Origin of the sequence: Collinsella aerofaciens (genome assembly GCF_027679495.1) — a bacterium.
GTDB lineage: Bacteria > Actinomycetota > Coriobacteriia > Coriobacteriales > Coriobacteriaceae > Collinsella > Collinsella aerofaciens_AK.
The window spans coordinates 12,251-33,716 of record NZ_JAQEKC010000023.1 but is presented as its reverse complement, the minus strand read 5'-3'; the positions used below and the strand labels follow the sequence as shown (position 1 = coordinate 33,716).

Genomic DNA, 21,466 nt, shown 5'->3' with positions numbered 1-21,466 from the left:
CCCGCGTAGCGGGTGGTTTAAAGCTGGCCGCTGCGCGGCCAGCAGACTAAAGTCTTGAAGCAAAGGGGCCCGCATCCGATAGGATACGGGCCCCTGACTATAAGGCGCGATACGTTAACAGCAGCGACTACTTGCGATGCGCGCGATAGAACTCGATGAGCGCCTGGGTCGAAGCGTCCTGCTCGGCCTTGGCGGCGTCGTCGTGGAAGGCCGGGGTGATCTGCTTGGCAAGCTGCTTGCCCAGCTCGACGCCCCACTGGTCGTAGGAGTCGATGCCCCAGACCGTGCCCTCGACAAACGTAATGTGCTCGTACAGGGCGATGAGCTCGCCGAGCGCGAACGGGGTCAACGTGTCGCCGAAGATCGAGGTCGTCGGGCGGTTGCCCTCAAAGCAGCGGGCCGGGACGATCTGCTCGGGCGTGCCCTCGGCGCGCACCTCGTCGGCCGTCTTGCCAAAGGCGAGCGCCTTGGTCTGGGCCAGGAAGTTGCCCAGGAACAGCTCGTGCACGTCCTGACCGCTGTCGGTCGCAGGGTTGGCAGTGTTGGCGAAAGCGATAAAGTCGGCCGGAACCACCACAGTGCCCTGGTGCAGCAGCTGGTAGAAGGCGTGCTGGCCGTTGGTGCCGGGCTCGCCCCAGAAGATCTCACCGGTATCGGAGGTCACGGCGCTGCCGTCCCAGCGGACGTGCTTGCCGTTGGACTCCATGGTGAGCTGCTGCAGGTAGGCCGGGAAACGGTGCAGGTACTGGCAGTACGGCAGCACGGCGTGGCTCTTGGAACCGAAGAAGTTGACGTACCAGACGTTGAGCAGGCCCATCAGCGCGACGGCATTGTTCTCGAGCGGCGTGTTGCAGAAGTACTCGTCGATGGCGTGGAAGCCCTCGAGGAACTGTTGGAAGCGCTCGGGGCCGAGCACGACGATCAGCGACAGGCCCACGGCGGAGTCAACGGAATAGCGGCCGCCAACCCAGCTCCAGAAACCGAAGGCGTTGGCGGGGTCGATACCGAAGGCCTCGACCTTCTCGAGTGCGGTGGAGACGGCGACGAAGTGCTTTGCCACGGCCTCGGCGTTCTGCTCATCGGAGCCGTCGATGGCGCCCTGAGCCTTGAGCTGCTCGAGCATCCAGGTCTTGACTTCGCGGGCGTTGGTGAGGGTCTCGAGCGTGGTGAAGGTCTTGGAGACGATGATCACGAGCGTGGTCTCGGGATCCAGGCCCTTGAGCTTCTCGGCCTGATCGTTGGGATCGATGTTGGAGATGTAGCGGCAGTCGATACCGGCGTCGGCATAGGGACGCAGGGCCTCGTAGGCCATGACCGGGCCCAGATCGGAGCCGCCGATGCCGATGGACACCAGGTGCTCGATCTTCTTGCCGGTAACGCCCTTCCACTCACCGGAGCGCACGCGCTCGGCGAAGGCATACATGCGATCGAGGACCTGGTGCACGTCGGCGACGACGTCCTGGCCGTCGACGATGAGCTGGCCCTTCTCGCTTGCCGGGCGGCGCAGCGCGGTGTGCAGGACAGCGCGGTCCTCGGTGGTGTTGATGTGCTCGCCAGAGAACATGGCGTCGCGGCGCTCCTCGAGCTTCACCTCGCGAGCAAGATCGCACAGCAGCTTGACGGTCTCATCGGTCACCAGGTTCTTCGACAGATCGAAGTGCAGGTCACCGGCGTCAAAGCTCAGCTTGTTCACGCGGTCGGCGTCAGCAGCGAACCAGGCCTTGAGGTCGATACCTTCGGCCTCGAGCTTCTCCTGATGGGCCTCGAGTGCCTTCCAAGCGGCAGTCGACGTAGCATCGATAGGTGCGGCAACAGTTGCCATAGAGTCCTCCTCAGCATACGGGCGCACGCCTCCATGCGCCCGGACATTCAGATGCCACTATTCTAGCGCAGGTCAAGACTACAATCAGCGAGCGTTGCCAATCGGCCCCCAAACGGCAACCGATCAAAAAGAGACAGGCTTATTTTGGCAGGTCAAACGCTTTACCAACCAAAAATAACCCATCCCTTTATGGCAAATATTAGGCCACGGCGCAGACGCTACCGAGCAACTCACGCAGAGGAGACCCGATGCCCTCCAGCAGTTCGGGCGCGATAATGGCAAAAACGGGAACCTCGCCGGTGCCCACGACAGCAGGCACCTTGCCCTCCGAGACAATGCATCCATAAGGGACAAAACCATCTTCGCCGGCATCGAGCGCCGCCATGCGACGCGCGAGTTCGCGCGCAAAGCCGGCAGCATCGGCATCGCCAATCGCCAGGACAAAGTCCACGCCTTCGTCGGTCGCCAGGGCCACGGCTTCGTCGACCAGTTCGTCTCCCCCGTCGCCCTCAAACGAGCCGCAGCGGAAAAGCACACGCTCGAGTAGGGCTCGAGCGAGCGAACCAAGTGCCGCCGAGACAAGCTCATCGCGCGTATGCTTGTCACCGCCCAACACGACCAGTGCCTTGGTGCCAGCGTAGTGGGCAACCAATCGCCCGCACCAGCGAGCCACATCCCCATCCGCAACCAAGCGCGTCGGCATACCAAACCCATAATTGACCATCTTTCCCACAACCCTTCCGTGCGCATAGGCGGTATCAATCGTTAGGCTCATGCTACGAAGCAAGGTTTTCCGAGCTGTTTCGCACTCTTTAGAGCTGCGTTAAAACCCGATGCAGTTGCACGACTATACCTGGCAAAAAGGAACAGGTTTTGACGATGTCCGGACGAGCGGGTATTATCGAACAGATATTCGATAAGAACATGTGTTTGATGGAGGGACACGGATGGCGCACGAGCAGCACACCTATATCTGCATCGACCTCAAGACGTTTTATGCCAGCGTCGAGTGCGTCGACCGTGGGCTCGATCCGCTCACCACCAACCTAGTCGTTGCCGACGAATCGCGCGGACGCACGACCATCTGCCTCGCCATCACGCAGGCCATGAAGGACTTAGGTATTCACAACCGCTGCCGCCTATTCGAGATTCCCGATGGCATCGACTACATCAAGGCCGTACCGCGCATGCAGCACTACATGGAGGTGTCGGCGCAGATCTACGGTATCTACCTGGAATACGTCAGTCCGCAAGACGTTCACGTCTACTCAATTGACGAGTGCTTTATCGACGTGACACCCTATCTGGACCTCTATCACACCGACGCGGAAGGCTTCGCCTGCATGTTGCGCGACGAGGTCCTGGCGCGCACCGGCATCACGGCGACGGTCGGCATCGGCCCCAACCTATTCCAGGCCAAAGTTGCACTCGATATCACCGCCAAGCACGTACCCAGCCGCATCGGCATACTCGACGATGAGACCTTTCGCAAGGAAATCTGGCCCCATCGTCCCATCACCGATATCTGGGGCATCGGCCCCGGCGTGGCAGCACGACTCGAAAAATACGGCGTCTACGATCTGATGGGCGTCGCGGCGCTCGACGAAAACCTGCTTTACGACGAGCTCGGCGTCAATGCCGAGTATCTCATCGACCACGCCTTCGGACGCGAGCCGACAACCATCGCCGATATCCAAGCCTATCGCCCGCAAGCAACTTCGACCACCACAGGACAGGTGCTCTCGAAGGGCTATGCCTACGAGCAGGCCTACACCGTCTTGCGCGAGATGGTCGACAACGCCGTGTTGGACTTGATCGATAAGCACGTGGTCTGCGACAGCATCTCGCTCTTTGTGGGCTACGCGAGCGAGCGCGCCGACATACGCAGGCTTGATGCCAGCGGTACTGCACAATATGTGGACGGATGCGGACACCTGCGCTCGAGTACGTCGAGCATCGAACCCACCGCAACCGCCGGCCCCGAGCTCGCGCCCCGTGCTCCCAAGCCCGTCCAGCGCGACGACGAACGGCGCCGCCTGGTGCGCGAAGCGCAGGCAATCGATGGCATCTTTGTGGGAGAGCATGGTGGCAAACCGCGTGGTGGCTATGCCGCGCTCTTTGCGCACTCCAACGCCTCGCGCAAGCTGCCCGAGCGTACCAATTCGTTTAAGAAGATCATGGGCTATTTCGATGAGCTCTGGGCGCAGACTGTCGATCCCAAACGACCGGTCAAGCGCATCAACCTGGGCTTTAGCAATCTTGTGCCCGAGGAATTTGCCACCATCGATCTGTTCAGCGATATCGAGACCGATGAGCGCGAGCGCGACCTGGCGCGCGCCGTCCTGGCCGTGAAAGGCAAGTACGGCAAGAACGCGCTCGTCAAGGGATTAAGCTTTACCGCCGGCGCCACCGCGCGCGAGCGCAACGATCAAGTTGGAGGACACCGTGCCTAAACCCAAACAACAGCCCATGCGCCCGCCGACCGCCTTCGAGCGCCTGGCGGACCCCGAGGGCAGACGCCGCGCAGCCGACCCCAACCTCACTGCCAACGGTGCCGTGCGCGCCAACCGCGCCGCACAGTTTATGCCCTTTGCCGCCCTCACGGGATACTACGAACTCGTGCGCAAGCAGGAAATCACCGTCGAGCAAAAACGTGAGCTCACGGAAGAAAAAGCCCTCGAGCTTTCGCAAAAGCTCGAGGGCCTCAAACGCGGCGACTTGGTGCGCGTCACCTATTACGATACGTACGGCTATCGTAGCCGCACGGGCATTCTCGACGAAGCGTTACCCGCATTCAAGCTGCTCAAACTCAGGGATATCGCCATCAACTTCGACGATATCCAGGACATTGAGCTACGCGGACGAGCCTAGCGACGAGAACGCTTGCGCAAGACGAGAGCAATGCCAAGCACTGCGGCAGCTGCAACCAGCAATCCCAAGACCAGCGTGAGGGTCGAGTCGCCAGCGCGAGGCAGCGAGCCGTCCTTCGGAGTCTTCTTAGCGGTCGTCGTGACGGTGGTCGTGGTGCTGCTCGACTGGTCGTTGCCACCCGTCTGGCTGCCGCCAGGCTGATCGCCGCCACCCGGCTGCGAAGGATCGGTGGGTTCCGTCGGATCCGGAGTACCGGGATCAACCGGATTCTCCGAATTCTCCTTGCGCTGGATCCAGACCTGGCAACCATAGAACGGGTTGGCGGTACCAAGGCACAGACCCTGGTTGGTCACCGCAAAGGTGCGCAGACCATGGTTATACGGATCGTTAAAGCCATTGGTCGTCAGCGTCGTAAAGTTCACGCCGTCCTCGGTCACATACATATCAAAGCCGCGCTCGGCATCGCGCAGGTAACACATGCACGTAAGGACACTCTGCAACTTCTTGAGGTTCTCCTCGCTCAGCAGCTTATCGAGCGCATCCTGAATATCGCTCGGCAGCTCGGTGCCATAGGCATCCTCGTACTGCTGCTTAAGGCTCTCATAGCTATCGAGCATGTCCTGATACTGGTCGGCAAAGGACTTGAAGTACGCGATCTCGCCATCGATCTTCTGGACATAAGCGGCGTCGTCCTCAAAGTCCTGGGACATCGTCGCGGCCTGATCGCAAAGACCGCCCGCGGCATCCTCCAGCGCATCGCTCAGATCGCCAAAGCCCTTAGCAACCTCGGTCTTCTCGTCATCGACATCGACGGCCTTGTTTGAATCATCAACCTCAGCAGCTTCGTTCGAATCATCGACCTCGACGGCCTCGTTTGAATCATCGTCCGCAAGCGTGTTCACGGGAACGATGGGGTCGTCAGGCGATTTCTTGTCGAGCAGGTGATTGAGCAGGTCCCTAAGGCGCTGAACCTGAGAGTCCCACTCCTCGGGCGTCATATCGATAATGTCGCCATTGGAGAACTGGCCGATCGGCTCAAGCAGGCTCGCGGTATCAAAGGTACCGATATACAGCTTGCCGTCGAACTTCTGCATGCGCCAAATGTACTGGTTCTCGTTTCGGCCAAAGCCCGAAGTCAGGCCGGAAATACCGCCCTCGGGGAACATGTCGGTGCGATCGCCAACGACGAGCTCCATGTTCTCGTCCTTGTCCATGCGATAGATGTTAACCGACTGCTCAAGATTGGCATTCACAAACGAGCAGTCAACGCCACCCATGCTGCTCTTGCCGCCCTCTTCGGTGTTGGATTTGTTGAACAGGATGCGCTCGAGGGCAATCTCCTCGTCGTTGTATTCACCGATATAGAGGTAGTCGTTGTAGACGATGAGGTTGGCAGCGCCAGAACGGGTACGGGCAGGATCGATGCCAAAGCAGTACTTTGCACCGTCCGTCTTCTGATCGCCGACAATGGGAGTCCACGAATAGCTGCCGTCGGCATTCTTGTCGCCACGGACCATGGCAAACGACTGCATGGAATTATCATCGGGAGCGTTCTCGGGCGTACCGGTGCAGATGGTCGCATAGAGATGGCCATTGTACGAGACCATATCCCAAATGGCGCCGCCGTAGATGCTGTCCTGATAGCGAATCGCCGGATAGCCAAACAGCGTCTCCGAGTTGGCAATCTCGGTGAAGCTGTCCTGGCCCTTCGAGGGGTCAGACGACGTCAGGATTGTCGACACAAAATTACCGTTCGCGTCTTTACCCACATTACTGATGACGAGCTGGCCATCATGGACGCACATGCCGCGGATACCGGTAGAAATGCCCTGCTTGTAGGCAGCACCGTAATCCTGCATGCTCGAAAGGCCCTGATAGACAACTTTGTACTCATCCGTCTTAGGATCGATCTCGTATACAGCAGGCAGGCCGCCTTTGCCGTCATTGGTCCTGACGCTGCCGCAGAAATAGAGCTTACCCTTATAGCTCACGGCATTGCGGAACAAAGGAGCGACGCCGTTGAGCGATTCAGAGAGTAGCAGCTTGGTCTCACCGGTCTTGGTATTGATCTTGACCAAGATGCCGCCGCTGTCCTTGTCGGCCGTGCCGTCCTCCTTCTGCTGTCCATAGAAGAAGGTACCGTTAAACATGGCCTCCAGCGTCAGGCGCATGGTTTCGACATCAAAGGAATCGCCCAGCGTGCTGTTCATGAGCGTCAGCGTGTTGCCCATCGCCGCATAGCAGGTGCCCACATAAAGCCAGTCACCATAGCTCGCAGCCGCCCAAGTGTAGCTCTGGCCGCGATCGCCTTCGTTGTTGGCCGTATTACCATCGGCGCCCGGAACGGCAACGGCACCGTTACCCTGGTAGTCGACGATGCCATCCGGCTGCGACGTTCCTACCGTAGGATGCGAGAGCTTCTCAAAGGAATACCCATTTCCCGCATTGTAGGTAACGGCACCCGATGCGTCTTCGGCGTGCGCCGGCAGCGGCGATACCAAGATAGCGGCAAGCGCTGCCACCAAGCCAAGTGTTCCCACTCGTCTCATAAGGTTATAGCCTCCCCTGTCCTAAAGCCCAGTTTTAGCATTCTTCATTTCTGTCCACGGTTAATTGCAATCTGAGCACAGCAATAATCAGTGTATAAATATACACCTGTAATTTTTTGGACGGGTTCATAGATGCTCGATTGGTAGCGAATTCCGCGCAAACCGTCACCAAACTCCACTTTTGCCGCATCTAAAGGTTATTTTTGCGCAAATTTTTGGATGCCGATAGTCACAATGGGCAGGAGGCTGGTACCCACCGGAGAGGGCAACGCCTACATTTTCATAACGTAATAGCCCGCACCCCTCACTGCCGTCTCGAGTGTGTCGCGATCAACCGGGCGCTTCGAGCGCACGCGTGCCGTGTGGTCCGCGTACGTTACCGTAGCCCACACGCCATCAAGCGCATTGAGGGCATTCGTCACATTCCGGGCGCAGCCGTCGCAACTCATGCCGCCGATAAGGAGTTCCTCACGATAGGGGTAGTGGGACTCGTCGGTGTCTGCCACCACAACCTTTTTGGCCTTCTTGCCGCTCGCACCATCGCTGCAGCAACTCTTCCCGTGTGTCGAAGCGGCAATGCGACGCAGTCCAAAAAACATGCCGACGGCAATGACGGTCAGCACGATGAGATTCGCAGGGTTGAGCAAGTCACTCATGCGTTCCCCTTTCAGTAGCACTATCTAGATACCCCCATGGGGTGTCCCCATCTTAACCCAAAATCATGTCCGTTCGGTCAATTAGTTTTCCTCTTCAAACTTTTTTGTTGACCATGGCTTACTTTCGTGTATAAGTTTTCCTAGGCTAACAGTTTAGATCCGTAAGGAGCGACGTGACTCGAACCATAGACATCCCAACGTTTCAGGCAGCAGTCGTGCGCAACTGCTCCCCCACGCTCGCGGGCATCAAGCCGGCATCGCTCTTTACCTATCCAGGCACCTACGCCCACGGGGACGGCTCGACCGCAACAGAAACCATCGCAGAACGCCGAGCACGCCTGCTCAACGTTATCGCCCAGTGCAACCGCGAGCTTGACCCGCTTGGCATCCACCTGAGTGTTTTGGTCTGGCGGCCCTGCGGAGCGCTCGTGTACGTGTACCGAGCCAAAAGCCTCACCACCTATTTCGCGGACCCTCGCGCCAAAACGGCGCTCGCCTCGGAAGGCTACGACACGAGAGACCTTTCGACATGCCTTGTGCATTTGGCATCACGCATCACGCTCGCGAGTAATAACGTCGCGGAATGCGCCTGTAGCCAGACTCGATGCGCACTACCCCAGCAAGCTAGCTGCAGCAACGACTGCACCTGCGAGTTTCCGCACGAAATAGGCTACTTCCTAGGATATCCCTACGACGACGTGCACGAGTTTATCGTCCAGCGCGGCGAGAACTATAAGGTCTTTGGGGCCTGGAAGGTCTACGCAAATGTCGAGCAGGCACTTGCGACGTTTGATGCCTACCGCGCCTGCACCCAATACTTCACCTTTGTCTATCAGCAGGGCTACAGCTTGGCGCAACTTGCCCAGGCAACCCGATAGAACATAGAAGCCGTGGCAACCTGCCGCACAACTGAAAGGACTCAACATGAGCAAGATCGCCGTCGTCTACTGGAGCGGCACGGGCAACACCGAGGCCATGGCAAACCTCGTTGCCGAAGGTGCAACCGATGCCGGCGCCGAGGCAGAGGTCATCTCCTGCGCCGACTTCTCCGCAGACAAGGCCGCTGGCTATGACGCTATCGCCTTCGGCTGCCCCGCCATGGGTTCCGAGGAGCTTGAATATGATGAGTTCCAGCCCATGTGGGATGAGGTCAAGGAGACCCTCGGCGACAAGAAGGTCGTCCTCTTTGGCTCTTATTCGTGGGCCGAGGGCGAGTGGATGGACAACTGGAAGGCCGATGCCGACGAGGCGGGCGTCAATGTCGTCGATTCCGTCATTTGCTACGATGCGCCCGACGATGAGGGCGAGACCGCTTGCAAGGCCCTCGGAGCCGAGCTCGCGTAACGAACCCAGGACCTCCAAAAGAGTCTGCATCAAAGCGCATCCTTATCCCTACAAAAGAGCGGGGGCTGGATTCAAGTCCAGCCCCCGCTCTTTTATAACGGCAGTTACATCAACCGGCTACGAGATATTGCCCAAAAACGCCTTGGTGCGTTCGCTCTTAGGATGGTCGAAGACCTCGCTCGGCGTGCCATCCTCCACGATAACGCCGCCGTCCATAAAGACGACGCGGTCGGCGACGTCGCGGGCAAAGCCCATCTCGTGCGTCACCACGATCATGGTCATACCGTCATGCGCAAGATCGCGCATGACGCCCAATACATCGCGGACAAGCTCAGGATCGAGCGCCGACGTGGCCTCGTCAAAGAGCATCACGTGCGGATTCATCGACAGGGCGCGGGCGATGGCCACGCGCTGCTGCTGACCGCCCGAAAGCTGACTCGGCATAAAATCGATGCGCTCGGCCAGGCCGACCTTGGTCAGCTCCTCGATGGCAATCTTCTCGGCCTCTTCCTTGCTGCGCTTGAGCACCTTTTGCTGCGCAAGCATGACGTTCTTTTTGACCGACAGGTGCGGGAACAAGTTGAACTGCTGAAACACCATGCCCAAGTGCGTACGCACCTTATTGAGGTCAACGCCCTTGGCGCACACATCCACGCCCTCGACGACAATCGAACCACTCGTGGGCTCCTCGAGACGGTTAATGCAGCGAAGCATCGTCGACTTGCCCGAGCCCGAAGGACCCAGGACTACGACGACCTCGCCCTTGTGCACATCCAGATCGATATCGCGCAGGACCACGTTATCGCCAAAGGCCTTCTGGAGATTCTTGATGCTGACGACGACCTCGTTCGAGTTATTGGTTTCGCTCATAATAGAACCTCCTTACAGACCAGCGATATGGTCGGCGGGCGTCGCGACAACCTGTCCGGCGCTCTTGGTGGGACGCTTCTTTTTGGTTTCGGCCGTGCCCAAAAGCCTCGCCTCAAGACCGCTCACCAAGCGCGCAAGCGGCAGGGTGATGACCAGGTAGAACAGGGCGGCAACCACATACGGCGTGATGGAGCCCGTCGTGGCCACGATGGTGCGGGCGTTCATGACGATCTCGACCACGCCCACGGCCGCGAGCAGCGACGTATCCTTGTAAAGCAGGATAAACTCGCTGGTCAGCGTAGGCAGGACATTGCGGAACGTCTGCGGAATCATAACGTAGAGCAGCGTCTGGAAGGCATTCATGCCCAGCGAGCGAGCAGCCTCGTTTTGGCCCTTGGGGATCGACTGAATACCGGCGCGGAAGATCTCGCACAGGTAGGCGGACGAGTTCATGGCCATGACGATGACGCCCAACACATAGTCGTCCACCTTGACGCCGGCAAGCGGCAGGCCAAAGAACGCGATGTAGATCTGCAGGAACGCCGGCGTACCACGGATGATATTCACATAGATGCCGGCAAGGCAACGAAGGATGCGCGACTTGGAGATGCGCATGAGCGACAAGGCAAAGCCAAAGGGAATTGCCAGCGGAAACGCCACGAGCACGATCGAGAGCGACATGAGGAAGCCTTTGAAGACGATCGGCAGGCTCTGGACCAAAATGACCGGGTTTAAGAACAGGCGCAGGAACATATTGGAGTTCCAGGCCTCGACCCACGGCTGCTCCTTAAGATCGGCCAGGAAGTTATCGAAGGCCGTCACGCCCTTGATCTCCACCGACGGAATCTTGGAGATCTTCTTGGTCGACCCGTCAGCGAGCGTATAGGTGCCGCTAAAGGCCTCATCGCCGCCCTCGACGGGGAAGGTCACGCCGTAGACCTCGACACGGAAAAAGCCGCCGGCAGGCGCCGTCTCGCCAAAGTCGATCTTGAGCGTCTGGCCGTCAGCCTTGCACGTGGGCTTCATGGGCGTACGATCCATGAGGTCCTCGCCCGAGAGCATCGTCAATCGCGTGTCATCGGTACCAAACGTCGTGCCGTCGACAAACGTCAGCGAAAGACCGCTCAGTTCCTCGTCGGCATCGGCCTGAACTTCCCAGGTGATGCGCGTCTCGGTACCGCCGACCACAGCGCTACCCGAACCGGTATTGGGTCGGGCGGTAATCTTTGCGGTCTCAAGCGCCTGGGCGGTCGTGGGCGCATATGCCCCCGCACACACCAGCGCGAGCGCCACGGCCATGACGCAGGCTAGCTTTTGGAGCAAGGCGGGCAGTGGAAAACGCTGCTCCGCGGCCCCTTTGTTCAGTCGAGACAAGGTGGCTCCTATCGTAGAAGTTGCCGGCAAAACGAGACGGAAATGCTCTCCGTCAAGAGAAGCGCAAAGGCCCTCTCCGCCAAAACGGAAAGGGCCTGCGCACAATCAAGTAGCTATTTTACTTGATGTTGTACTTAGCCATGAGGGCGTCGACGGTACCGTCGTCGGTCAGGTCCTTGATGGCCTGGTTGATGTCGTCCTTGAGCTTGGTGTTGCCCTGGTTGATGGCGATGGCGTACTCCTCGCCGGTGCTGATCTGCTTGATGGTCTGGCAGGTGTTGAACTGCTCGGCGGTCAGCTGGCTGGCAACGGAGCGGTTGGTGACTACGGCGTCGCCCTTATCGGACTGCAGGGCGCTGAAGCACTCGGTGGCGTCCTTGTAGGGGACGATCTTGGCCTTGGGGAAGTTCTCCTGGGCAAAGGCCTCGGCGGTCGAACCGGACTGGACGATGATGGTAGCGTCGGCGTTGTTGAGCTTCTCGCTGTAGTTGTCGGCCGTGATGTCGGTGTTATCGACCTTGGTCACGATAGCCTGATCGTCCATGTAGTAGGAATCGGAGAAAGTAACTTCCTTCTCACGCTCGGGCGTGTCGGTGATAGCCGCGATGGCGACGTCGTACTTAGCGCCCGAAGCGACACCGGGGACGAGCGTGTCGAAGTCATTGTTGACGTACTCGACATCCAGACCCAGCTTGTCGCCGATAGCCTTGATGAGCTCAAGGTCAAAGCCCTGATAATCGCCGTTGTCATCCTTGTACTCAAACGGAGCGTACTCGGCAGAGGTGCCGACGGTCAGCGTACCGTCCTTGACGAGCGCGTACTCCTTGGAGCCGTCGACCTTCTCGACCTTAGCGTCGTCAGAGCTGCTGGAACCGGCATCAGAACCAGAGGTGGCGTTGGACGAGCCGCAGCCCGTCAGTGCGAGGGCGAGCGCCATGGCGCCCGTGGCGGCAAATGCGCCAAGCTTCTTGAGCTTCATAATCAGTCTCCTTCCGGTGACCCCGTTTGATTCAGAGGTCTGCAAAAACTGATGGCTATTATGCACCCGCTTGGGAGAATCTGCAATTAGAAAACTGATTGAAACAAACCCATAACGTGAATGGAACACTGCACTTTGTGACAGTCATTACTGCTGCAACGACCTTAACAGTCTGATTTCAGCCGCATAACCTGCAAGTTCGTTCGGTGTCTCCAAAATGAATGGCAATGCGCGCAAGCGGCTATTCGATACAATATTCTGCATAACCTGCATACCGCCGCCAAACTCTTCACTACCCAAATAACCCTTACCGATGCATTCGTGGCGGTCCTTATGGGCGCCGCAAGGGTTCTTCGAATCGTTGATATGCACGGCGCGCAAGCGCTCGATACCCACCACGCGATCGAACTCGTCGAGTACGCCGTCCAGATCATGGATGATGTCGTAGCCGGCATCACTCACATGGCAGGTATCCAGACACACGCCCAGCTTGGCCGACAGCTCTGGACGTCTGGCAGCAACACCCCCGATAATGCGCGCCAGCTCTTCAAAGCTACGGCCCACCTCGGTACCCTTTCCTGCCATGGTCTCGAGCAGCACCGTCGTCTGCTGCCCCTCAAACATCACCTGGCACAAGGTGTCGACGATCATCTGAATGCCGGCATCAGTCCCCTGCCCCACATGCGCGCCGGGGTGGAAGTTGTAATAGTTGCCGGGCAGTGCTTCCAGACGCTGCAAGTCCTCGGCCATTGCCTCCAGGGCAAACTCGCGCGCCCGCTCTTTGGCAGAACAGGGGTTGTAGGTATAGGGGGCATGCGCCACGAGTGGGCCAAAATCGTTTTGTTCCATAAGCTCGCGCAGGGCCGCCACATCATCCATGTCAAGGTCTTTCGCCTTGCCGCCGCGCGGGTTGCGCGTAAAGAATGCAAAGGTATTGGCGCCAATGGACAGCGCCGTCTCCCCCATTGCCCGATAGCCCTTCGTCGTCGAAAGATGACACCCAATCGTCAGCATCTCCAGCTCCCCCTCATCAGTTGCGGTGAAATAGTTCCTGTTTGGCCCCTATTCTGCCGCAAACAGGAACTATTCCACCGCAACTTATAAAAGGGGCATCAGAGATGCGGGCCGCCAAGCACTACGGCTACGGGCGCCAGCGTCATAATCCCCTATGCGTCAGCGCCAAGTCCTAGAGGGCCAGACGGATTGCATCGATAATGCGCGCGCAGCGCTGTGTGGCGGCAAGGGGCATGACGGGACTCTCGAGTTTCCCCGCCCGGATGAGCTGGGTCGCATGCTGGATTTCGCCGTAGAAATCATCGACCTCAAACGGGGCATTTATTTCGAGCATTCGTCCGTCGGAGTACTTCACATGGGCGAGCTCGGGGCGATGGAGACGCTCGATTTCCAACGAGCCCCGCTCGCAGGCAATCGTTAAGCGGCTTTCATATGCTGCTTTGCCGTCGCACACCATATGAATGGGTATGCCGCCGACGCTCATACAGATCTCGTCGGCCCAATCCACGCGGCCGCCCGATACGTCACGCCAGCGAACTTCACGAGACGAAACATCGCACGCACCCGCAAGTAGATCCTCAAACCACCCGACCGCATAGCAGCCCATGTCATATAGACAGCCACCCTGCAACGGGTCGAGCAGATAACTCGAAGGGGGCTCACCATAATCGAGTTTTTGCACGCTTTCAATCGAGACGATACGGCCGAGCTCGCCCGACGCAAGCAAGTCCTTCACGCGAGTGCGCATCGGGCAAAACCGATTTTTCATCGCCTCCATAAACAGCACGCCGCGCTCGCGAGAGGTGGAGGCAATCGAGAGAGCCTCTTCCTCACTCAAAACGGCCGGCTTTTCGCACAGTACGGCCTTTCCCGCGCGCAGTGCCCGACAGACCCAATGCGCATGCATGCCATGCGGAAGAGCCAAGTAGATTGCGTCGACATCGGGGTCGGCAATCAGCGCATCATAAGCCGCATCGCCGCTATCGTCAGCCGTGGCATAACTGCGCGCGGCGTCAATCGAAAACGCCCTGCAAAACTCCTCAACATGCGAAGGAGTGCGACCGGCGGCAGCCACAAGCCGTGCCCCGTCCACCTCCTTGAGCGACGATGCGAATCGATGCGAAATGTGTCCAGCGCCCAAAACGCCCCAGCGAACATCACGCAAACCATCACATGAATCCCGATAGCCCACGACAGCCCCCTTCAGTTGCGGTGGAATAGTTCCTGCTTGGCCCCTATTCTGCCGCAAACAGGAACTATTCCACCGCAAGTTATAAAAGGGGCATCAGGAGCGCGTTTTGCAAAAGGCTTTAAGCGCGGCCGTTACGGGACCAGGCTGGAAACGTCGGCGCACATCGTCGAGACGCTCGGGAATATCAATGTGCTGCGGGCAGTGACGTGCGCATTTGCCGCACTTGACGCAATTGCTCACCAGCTTGGGCTCGTTCGTCCGCACCGCGCTCGCCGTAAAGTATTGAGACAGCCCCGTAAACCAACTATGCGCATAGCTCGCGTTGTAGGCGCCAAAGCAGCCGGGAATATTGATACCCTTGGGGCACGGCATGCAGTAGCCGCACCCCGTACAGGGCACGCGATTCGATTTCTCAAACTCTCCCAGCACGCGTGCGATGGTATCGAGCTGCTCTGTCGTCATCGAATCCGGCAGTGCGCGATCCGCCAATGCCGCGTTCTCGTCCACCTGCGCGGTATCGGTCATGCCCGAAAGCAGCATCGTGACTTGAGGATGGTTCCACACCCACGAAAGGCCCCAAGCAGCCGGCGTCTTCAGATACGGATCGCGTACGTCATCGAACACGGCGCGGGCCCGCGGAGGTAGCTTGCCCGCCAGGCGTCCACCCAAAAGCGGCTCCATCACAAACACCGCGAGCCCGCGCTCGGCGGCTGCCATGAGTCCCGCCGTTCCCGCTTGGTATCGCTCTCCAGCGTAGTTGTACTGGATCTGGCAAAAGTCCCAGTCATACGCGTCAAGCATCGTGAGGAAGTCCGCCGCACTGCCGTGGTACGAAAAACCTATCTGGCGAATACGCCCCGCAGCCTTTTGGTGCGCAATCCAGTCCTCGATACCCAACGCTACCACGCGCTCCCACTGCGCGGGCGAGGTGATGTTGTGCATAAGGTAATAGTCGATATGGTCAGTCCGCAAACGGCGCAGCTGCTCGTCGAAGAACCGATCGAAATCCTCTGCGCACTTGCACGAAGCGTGCGGCAACTTAGTCGCCAGCAACACCCGGTCACGCAGCCCCAAGCGCTCAAGTGAGGCGCCCACGCACACCTCGTTACCGGGATAAAGATACGCGGTATCCAGATAATTAATCCCCTGCTCTACCGCACGGGAGATGATGGCATCGGCCGTCTTCGCATCGGGGTGTCCCGGCGCACCGGGAAACCTCATGCAGCCCAGACCCAGAGCGGATATTCGGTTACCACTTTTGGGGTCAACACGGTATTGCACGGCCCCTCCCTTCGCCATCAGCGCCCCGGCAAGGCGAAACACAATGGTCACGCAGCCGAAACATCGTGGAATCGCAATCGAGAACGTATCGTAACGCAGCAGAAATCGAGCCGTCACGACACCGCTTTAACATCAGCAAAAAGCCCGATGAAAGGAGGCAAGCGTGACCACGCGTGAGGACGCCTACCCCTACCCCGGCGAGCAGTACATCCTCTCGGTCGACCGCTATCAGATCGAGGTCATGGACCATCTAGACGAACTTCCCGCCACAGGCGCTGTCATCTTCTGCACCTTCCCCAAGGTGCGCGATGGCGTCGGATACCCTGCGCGCGTTTTTGCGATCTGTCCCGCGGCATAAGCGCACAGTGCAATAGTTTCTTTTTCATAACAGCAGCCCCACGCGCTTACCAAACGCCCCGGCGACATACAATCCATCAGGCGCCCCTTACGCGGGCGCCTTTTATATGGGGAGATGATTCGCATGCAGATCAACAAGGTCGCCTTTATCGGCAAGGGCGGCGTCGGCCTGCTCTACGGCAGCATGATCGCCAGGGCGCTCGGCAACGACGCCGTCGAATACGTTATGGATGACGCACGTTTTGAGCGTCACGCGAGCGATGCGCTCACCGTCAACGGCAAGCCCTGTGCGCTCAAATCCGTCCGCGTCAGCGAGGCAGTGCCCGCCGATCTGGTCATTCTCACGGTCAAGACCACTGGACTCGATGTGGCGCTCAAGACTATGGAGTGCGTCGTGGGGCCCAATACGCTCATCGCCTCGCTGTGCAACGGCATTACGAGCGAGCAAAAGATTGCCGAGCGCTTTGGCTGGAAGCACACCGTCCTGGGTATTTGCCAGGGCATGGACGCCGTGTTCCTCAACGGAGAGCTCACCTTTACCAATACCGGCGAAATCCGCTTTGGCGCGGCGGCCGGTACGGATTCCGCAACCATCACCGCGATCGACGAGCTCTACACGCGCTGCGGCATCGCCCATACCGTCGAGAGCGACATTGCGCACCGCATGTGGGCCAAACTCATGCTCAACGACGGCATCAACCAGACCTGCATGGCCTACGGCGGGACCTACGGAAGCGCCACGGAGCCGGGCTCCGAGCAGCGTCGCTGCTTTGTTTCCGCCATGCGCGAAACGCTTGCGGTCGCCAACGCCGAGGGCGTTGAGCTGACCGAGGCAGACCTGACGCAAATGGTGCACCTCATCGAGGGAATCGACCCCGCTGGTATGCCCTCGATGGCTCAAGACCGCATCGCAAGGCGCAAAACCGAGGTTGATGAGTTCGCGGGCACCATCTGCCGCCTCGCAGCCAAACACCATATCCAGGCACCGCAAAACGAGTGGCTCTATCGACGCATCCGCGATATCGAGAAAAGCTGGTAGCGCCAACGCGCCGCATTCAACAGTCTTAACAGCAAAACCGCCGCAAGGGGACCTTTCCCCTGCGGCGGCCTTCATCTTCGTCTATGACCGGCGGCCAATCTCACAACAGCTAGTGTTGCGACTCCGACGCCTGGCCCTCATCGTCGCGACAAAGGGCTACACCCGCACTTCCCAGCAGCGCGGCCGCGATCAACACGCCAACCACGATAGAGGCAGCCCCACAAGACCCCTGCATACCCGCGACGAGCGCGGCCGTAGGACCAAGGCAACCAAGCATCAACGCGACGGCGGCAACGGCAATATCTCGAGCATTCACAAGACCACTTCCTCCAAGAGAAAGACCTTATTTCTCAAGAACCAGTGTGCCCCGCATCCATACGCCCAGCGTACCGCCACGGTAAGGGCTCTGTTAACTCAGACGCGCATAAAGAACGGGCGGCTTTACGTTGCCCTAAAGCTCGGTAAAGACGCCCGTCCGCCAAATATCCGTGATGCAGAAAAATTACCAGCCAGTGTAGTAATCGGTGGTTCCGGCAGCGCAGCCGGAGTCATAGACCTTGCACTCGCCCTTGGACCCGGTAAACGTGGAGCCCTGGGCCTTATCGCCCGCGGCAACGACGTAGTAGCCATCGGAATCGCGCCAAAAGCCCTCGGCGTCCTGCGTCCATTCGCCCGTGCGGTGGTGATACAACACGTTGCTGCTGTAATAAGTCTCGCGGCGGCCGTTATAGTTATTGACGCCGCTCGAGCGCGTCAGGCCCGAGCCGTTCGCGTAATACGCAGCAGACGCGTAAGACGAGCCGGAGCCGGCGTTGTAATACGAAGCCTGAACGGCCTCAGCGGCCTCGGCTTCGGCTGCGGCAGCCTCGAGCGCCTCGCGCTTGGCATCCTCTAGCGTAGAGCGAAGCTCGTCGAGCTCGGTCGACTTGGCGTCGACCTCCCCCATCGTCAACAGGCTACTCGCGCCGTCGATGCAGCCCTGCAACACAGCGCGCTCGTCATCGGTAGCATAGTCGCCATACATATTCATAATGATCTGAGCGCGCATCTCCAGGGAATCGCGCTTCGCCCCCATCGAGGCGTTCCACTCCTGCATAGAGCCATAACCGTCACCGCGGTAGTCGACGGGCTGCACCAGCGTCGCCTCGGACGGCGTAGATCCGACCGTATCGGATAGTGTTGCCGCGTGGGCATCAGTTGCGCCGACGCCCGCCAAAAGTGCCACGGTCAGAGCGGCGGAAAGGGCGGCGGCTTTCGGTTTTCGTGAATCGATCCTCATGTAGCTGGAAACCTCCGTAGTGTGTTTTTGCTGCGTTTGGGCTGCGTGTGATTCGATCGCGCTGCATAGTACCCCGAGCAAATCGCGACCTGCGGTTTTACTCAAAAGGCGCACGTCAATTGCGTAAAACTCACATCCTCTCAACAGGAGTTTTCCACAACTCGAATGCATAAAGCGTGTCAAAAACCCTGTTTTTGCGCCCTCTCTATGCAAAAAAGGCGCCTGTGCAACTATTGTTCGCACAGGCGCCTTGAGCAGGCATTTTATGCAGTTATACCTATCGAGTCGCAAGGGGTCCTTGCACAAGTCGCCTTACTCGTCCAGCGCGGCGAAAGCCTGCTTCAGATCCCAAATGATATCCTCGGCGTTCTCGGTACCGATGGAAAGACGGATCGTGGAGGGCGTGATGTTCTGCTCGGCGAGCTCCTCGGCAGAGAGCTGGGAGTGCGTGGTGGTAGCCGGGTGCACGACGAGCGACTTGACGTCGGCCACGTTGGCGAGCAGCGAGAACACCTGCAGATGATCAATGAACTTCCAAGCTGCCTCCTGGCCACCCTTAATCTCAAAGGTAAAGATCGAGGCACCGCCGTTGGGGAAGTACTTCTGATAGAGCTCGTGATCGGGGTGCTCAGGCAGGCTCGGGTGATTCACCTTGGCAACATGGCTGTCACCAGCCAGGAACTCAACGACCTTCTTGGTGTTCTCGACATGACGGTCAACGCGCAGCGACAGAGTCTCGGTGCCCTGGAGCAGGACCCAGGCGTTGAACGGGCTGATGCAGGCGCCCTCGTCACGCAGCAGGATGGCGCGGACATAGGTTGCGAAGGCGGCGGGACCGGCAGCCTCGGCAAACGAGACGCCATGGTAGGAGGGGTTGGGCTCGGCGATCTGCGCATACTTGCCGCTCGCTTTCCAATCGAAGTTACCGCCGTCGACGATCACACCGCCCAGCGAGGTGCCGTGGCCGCCGATGAACTTGGTTGCGGAGTGGACGACGATGTTGGCACCATGCTCCAGCGGACGGAACAGATACGGGGTGCCGAAGGTGTTGTCGACGACAACCGGTAAACCGTGCTTCTTGGCGATCTCGGAGATGGCGTCGATATTGGGGATGTCGGAGTTGGGGTTGCCGAGCGTCTCGAGGTAGATGACCGTGGTGTTGTCCTTGATGGCGCCCTCGACCTCGTCCAGGTTGTGGGCATCGACGAAGGTGGTCTCGACGCCAAACTGGGAGAGCGTATGCTCCAGCAGGTTGTAGGAGCCACCGTAGATGGTCTTCTGAGCCACCACATGGTCGCCGGCCTGAGCGAGCGCCTGCAGGGTATAGGTGATGGCGGCGGCACCAGAGGCGACGGCAAGACCTGCCACGCCACCCTCAAGCGCGGCGATGCGGTCCTCGAAGACGCCCTGGGTGGAGTTGGTCAGACGGCCGTAGATGTTACCGGCGTCGGCAAGACCAAAGCGGTCGGCGGCGTGCTGGGAGTTGCGGAACACATAGCTCGTGGTCTGGTAGATAGGCACAGCACGGGAGTCGGATGCAGGATCGGCGCTCTCCTGGCCAACGTGCAGCTGCAGGGTATCGAAACCAAAGGTGTGCTCGGGGTTGTTGATGAACTGGCTCATGATGATCTCCTTGATCGAACAAAAGTAATAAGAGTAAGAGAAGTAAGTCGCTGTCTCCTGATCACGCCGACGGGCGCAAACAGGAGCCCGGCATTCGTCTTGGTAAGCAATTCATATGCGGGCCTCCTTTCGCATCCCGGTTCCGTGGTTGGCTTAATTACCTACCGCCTTTGTGTGTTTTGAATAGTACGAGCATTGTTTCCCTCGGTCAATCACTTAAAAGCGCTAACCTGTTATCGGTTTTATAGATAACACTCGAAAGGATGGCGCCGATGACCCTCCAGCAGCTTCGTTTCCTGATCGCCGTAGCAGAGTCCGGCTCAATCAATGCCGCAGCCCAGCGCCTCTATACCGCTCAGTCCAATATCTCCAACGCCGTCAAAAGCCTGGAACAGGAGCTCCACCTGGAGATCTTTACGCGCTCCAGCCGCGGCGTCACGCTCACCAACGACGGCACCGAGCTTTTGGGCTATGCGCGCCAGGTCGTAGAGCAGGCCGACATGCTCGAGGCCCGCTACGAGGACGGCGGTACCCCGCAAGCCCGCCTCGCCATTTCCGCCCAACACTACGCCTTTTCGGTCGAGGCCTTTGTCAACGTAGTCGAGCGCTGCCGCGACAGCAAGTTCGAGTTCATCATGCGCGAGACCACCACAGCGCAGATTATCGACGACGTGCGCGCGTTTCGCAGCGATATCGGCATCCTCTATCTGGATGACTTTAATACCCGTGTCTTGCAGAAGGCCTTTACCGATGCCCGAGCGAGCTTTCATCCCCTCTTTGATGCAAAAGTCCACGTGTTCGTCAGCGAACGCCACCCGCTCGCACGCCGTTCGCAGCTGTCCCTTGCCGACCTCACGCCCTATACGCGCTACAGCTTTGAGCAAGGCACCTCGAACTCCTTCTATTACGCCGAGGAACCGTTTAGCTATATTCCCTGCAACCGCAATATCCGCGTATCCGACCGCGGGACGCTCACCAACCTGCTTATCACCTCGAACGGCTATGCGCTGTCGACCGGCGTACTCTCCAGCGAAATGCAGTGGGGCATGGCCTCGATCCCCCTGGCAGACGCCCCGACGATGCATGTGGGCTACATCATGCATGACGACCGCAAGCCCTCTCCCCTCTTGCAGCAATACCTCGACGAGCTCAACCGCATCATCCATGCCAACCAACTGTCGGAAGACGGGGTAGAAATCGTAGATTGCTAGCCCCC

The 21,466-nt window shown here is 59.0% G+C and carries 20 protein-coding genes; 7 read left to right on the top strand and 13 right to left on the bottom strand.

Annotated elements, in window-relative coordinates; translation table 11 throughout:
* Nucleotides 1-127: 127 nt before the first annotated feature.
* A complete protein-coding gene (gene pgi, locus PGW49_RS08400) occupies nt 128-1,822 on the bottom strand; it encodes a glucose-6-phosphate isomerase (protein WP_022094430.1) in 1,695 nt (564 codons plus the stop codon).
* 199 nt (nt 1,823-2,021) lie between these two features.
* Nucleotides 2,022-2,546 (bottom strand): iron-containing alcohol dehydrogenase, encoded by a 525-nt coding sequence (locus PGW49_RS08395; RefSeq protein ID WP_195232109.1) that lies wholly within the window; start codon nt 2,544-2,546, stop codon nt 2,022-2,024.
* Between the two features lie 223 nt (nt 2,547-2,769).
* Here PGW49_RS08395 and PGW49_RS08390 point away from each other — a divergent pair, with 223 nt between their 5' ends.
* Nucleotides 2,770-4,275, top strand: a complete 1,506-nt coding sequence (locus tag PGW49_RS08390) for a Y-family DNA polymerase (protein WP_195232110.1) — start codon at nt 2,770-2,772, stop codon at nt 4,273-4,275.
* Nucleotides 4,268-4,693, top strand: coding sequence for a hypothetical protein (locus PGW49_RS08385; protein ID WP_227790077.1), 426 nt, complete (start codon nt 4,268-4,270; stop codon nt 4,691-4,693). Before PGW49_RS08390 ends, PGW49_RS08385 begins: the two co-directional genes overlap by 8 nt.
* Here the strand turns inward: PGW49_RS08385 and PGW49_RS08380 are convergent.
* Entirely contained in the window at nt 4,690-7,242 is a 2,553-nt protein-coding gene (locus PGW49_RS08380; RefSeq protein WP_195362247.1) for a hypothetical protein, read from the bottom strand. The two genes, PGW49_RS08385 and PGW49_RS08380, sit on opposite strands and share 4 nt — an antisense overlap.
* 272 nt (nt 7,243-7,514) lie before the next feature.
* The gene (locus PGW49_RS08375) at nt 7,515-7,898 is read right to left on the bottom strand and encodes a heavy-metal-associated domain-containing protein (RefSeq protein WP_006234377.1); all 384 of its coding nucleotides are present in this window, start codon (nt 7,896-7,898) and stop codon (nt 7,515-7,517) included.
* Nucleotides 7,899-8,071: 173 nt separating this feature from the next.
* Here PGW49_RS08375 and PGW49_RS08370 point away from each other — a divergent pair, with 173 nt between their 5' ends.
* Together PGW49_RS08370 and PGW49_RS08365 are read left to right on the top strand one after the other, a co-directional pair.
* On the top strand, nt 8,072-8,776 hold the full coding sequence (locus tag PGW49_RS08370) for a DUF3793 family protein (protein WP_055309754.1): 705 nt from the start codon (nt 8,072-8,074) through the stop codon (nt 8,774-8,776).
* Between the two features lie 46 nt (nt 8,777-8,822).
* A complete protein-coding gene (locus PGW49_RS08365) occupies nt 8,823-9,242 on the top strand; it encodes a flavodoxin (RefSeq protein ID WP_195521228.1) in 420 nt (139 codons plus the stop codon).
* 117 nt (nt 9,243-9,359) lie between these two features.
* On the opposite strand, the gene PGW49_RS08360 is transcribed toward PGW49_RS08365, so the two are convergent.
* From PGW49_RS08360 to PGW49_RS08335, 6 genes are all read right to left on the bottom strand, one after another.
* Nucleotides 9,360-10,112 (bottom strand): amino acid ABC transporter ATP-binding protein, encoded by a 753-nt coding sequence (locus PGW49_RS08360; protein ID WP_117745860.1) that lies wholly within the window; start codon nt 10,110-10,112, stop codon nt 9,360-9,362.
* Nucleotides 10,113-10,124: 12 nt separating this feature from the next.
* Nucleotides 10,125-11,486, bottom strand: a complete 1,362-nt coding sequence (locus tag PGW49_RS08355; protein WP_225093386.1) for an ABC transporter permease subunit — start codon at nt 11,484-11,486, stop codon at nt 10,125-10,127.
* Between the two features lie 118 nt (nt 11,487-11,604).
* On the bottom strand, nt 11,605-12,465 hold the full coding sequence (locus tag PGW49_RS08350; RefSeq protein WP_117648317.1) for an ABC transporter substrate-binding protein: 861 nt from the start codon (nt 12,463-12,465) through the stop codon (nt 11,605-11,607).
* 147 nt (nt 12,466-12,612) lie between these two features.
* Nucleotides 12,613-13,479 (bottom strand): deoxyribonuclease IV, encoded by an 867-nt coding sequence (locus PGW49_RS08345; RefSeq protein WP_217749977.1) that lies wholly within the window; start codon nt 13,477-13,479, stop codon nt 12,613-12,615.
* A gap of 172 nt (nt 13,480-13,651) precedes the next feature.
* Complete coding sequence (locus PGW49_RS08340) at nt 13,652-14,671, bottom strand: Gfo/Idh/MocA family protein (protein WP_270226229.1); 1,020 nt, start codon at nt 14,669-14,671, stop codon at nt 13,652-13,654.
* A 93-nt stretch (nt 14,672-14,764) separates the two neighbouring features.
* On the bottom strand, nt 14,765-15,952 hold the full coding sequence (locus PGW49_RS08335) for an aldo/keto reductase (protein WP_195521710.1): 1,188 nt from the start codon (nt 15,950-15,952) through the stop codon (nt 14,765-14,767).
* A 163-nt stretch (nt 15,953-16,115) separates the two neighbouring features.
* Here PGW49_RS08335 and PGW49_RS08330 point away from each other — a divergent pair, with 163 nt between their 5' ends.
* Both PGW49_RS08330 and PGW49_RS08325 read left to right on the top strand, forming a co-directional pair.
* Nucleotides 16,116-16,310: a cyclase family protein gene (locus PGW49_RS08330; protein ID WP_154517383.1), complete on the top strand. Its 195-nt coding sequence runs from the start codon at nt 16,116-16,118 to the stop codon at nt 16,308-16,310.
* 123 nt (nt 16,311-16,433) lie between these two features.
* Nucleotides 16,434-17,348 (top strand): ketopantoate reductase family protein, encoded by a 915-nt coding sequence (locus PGW49_RS08325; RefSeq protein WP_270226228.1) that lies wholly within the window; start codon nt 16,434-16,436, stop codon nt 17,346-17,348.
* Nucleotides 17,349-17,457: 109 nt separating this feature from the next.
* On the opposite strand, the gene PGW49_RS08320 is transcribed toward PGW49_RS08325, so the two are convergent.
* From PGW49_RS08320 to PGW49_RS08310, 3 genes are all read right to left on the bottom strand, one after another.
* A complete protein-coding gene (locus tag PGW49_RS08320) occupies nt 17,458-17,664 on the bottom strand; it encodes a hypothetical protein (RefSeq protein WP_260699840.1) in 207 nt (68 codons plus the stop codon).
* Nucleotides 17,665-17,850: 186 nt separating this feature from the next.
* Nucleotides 17,851-18,627: a hypothetical protein gene (locus tag PGW49_RS08315; protein WP_117745853.1), complete on the bottom strand. Its 777-nt coding sequence runs from the start codon at nt 18,625-18,627 to the stop codon at nt 17,851-17,853.
* Between the two features lie 312 nt (nt 18,628-18,939).
* On the bottom strand, nt 18,940-20,250 hold the full coding sequence (locus tag PGW49_RS08310; RefSeq protein WP_270226227.1) for an O-acetylhomoserine aminocarboxypropyltransferase/cysteine synthase family protein: 1,311 nt from the start codon (nt 20,248-20,250) through the stop codon (nt 18,940-18,942).
* A gap of 272 nt (nt 20,251-20,522) precedes the next feature.
* Here PGW49_RS08310 and PGW49_RS08305 point away from each other — a divergent pair, with 272 nt between their 5' ends.
* Complete coding sequence (locus PGW49_RS08305) at nt 20,523-21,461, top strand: LysR family transcriptional regulator (protein WP_270226226.1); 939 nt, start codon at nt 20,523-20,525, stop codon at nt 21,459-21,461.
* Nucleotides 21,462-21,466: the final 5 nt, after the last annotated feature.

Excerpts from the sequence above, each read along its gene's own strand:
- pgi (WP_022094430.1), bottom strand. The coding sequence starts at position 1,822 with ATGGCAACTGTTGCCGCACCTATCGATGCTACGTCGACTGCCGCTTGG.
- PGW49_RS08395 (WP_195232109.1), bottom strand. The coding sequence starts at position 2,546 with ATGGTCAATTATGGGTTTGGTATGCCGACGCGCTTGGTTGCGGATGGG.
- PGW49_RS08390 (WP_195232110.1), top strand. The coding sequence starts at position 2,770 with ATGGCGCACGAGCAGCACACCTATATCTGCATCGACCTCAAGACGTTT.
- PGW49_RS08380 (WP_195362247.1), bottom strand. The coding sequence starts at position 7,242 with ATGAGACGAGTGGGAACACTTGGCTTGGTGGCAGCGCTTGCCGCTATC.
- PGW49_RS08375 (WP_006234377.1), bottom strand. The coding sequence starts at position 7,898 with ATGAGTGACTTGCTCAACCCTGCGAATCTCATCGTGCTGACCGTCATT.
- PGW49_RS08365 (WP_195521228.1), top strand. The coding sequence starts at position 8,823 with ATGAGCAAGATCGCCGTCGTCTACTGGAGCGGCACGGGCAACACCGAG.
- PGW49_RS08360 (WP_117745860.1), bottom strand. The coding sequence starts at position 10,112 with ATGAGCGAAACCAATAACTCGAACGAGGTCGTCGTCAGCATCAAGAAT.
- PGW49_RS08350 (WP_117648317.1), bottom strand. The coding sequence starts at position 12,465 with ATGAAGCTCAAGAAGCTTGGCGCATTTGCCGCCACGGGCGCCATGGCG.
- PGW49_RS08345 (WP_217749977.1), bottom strand. The coding sequence starts at position 13,479 with ATGCTGACGATTGGGTGTCATCTTTCGACGACGAAGGGCTATCGGGCA.
- PGW49_RS08325 (WP_270226228.1), top strand. The coding sequence starts at position 16,434 with ATGCAGATCAACAAGGTCGCCTTTATCGGCAAGGGCGGCGTCGGCCTG.
- PGW49_RS08315 (WP_117745853.1), bottom strand. The coding sequence starts at position 18,627 with ATGAGGATCGATTCACGAAAACCGAAAGCCGCCGCCCTTTCCGCCGCT.
- PGW49_RS08310 (WP_270226227.1), bottom strand. The coding sequence starts at position 20,250 with ATGAGCCAGTTCATCAACAACCCCGAGCACACCTTTGGTTTCGATACC.
- PGW49_RS08305 (WP_270226226.1), top strand. The coding sequence starts at position 20,523 with ATGACCCTCCAGCAGCTTCGTTTCCTGATCGCCGTAGCAGAGTCCGGC.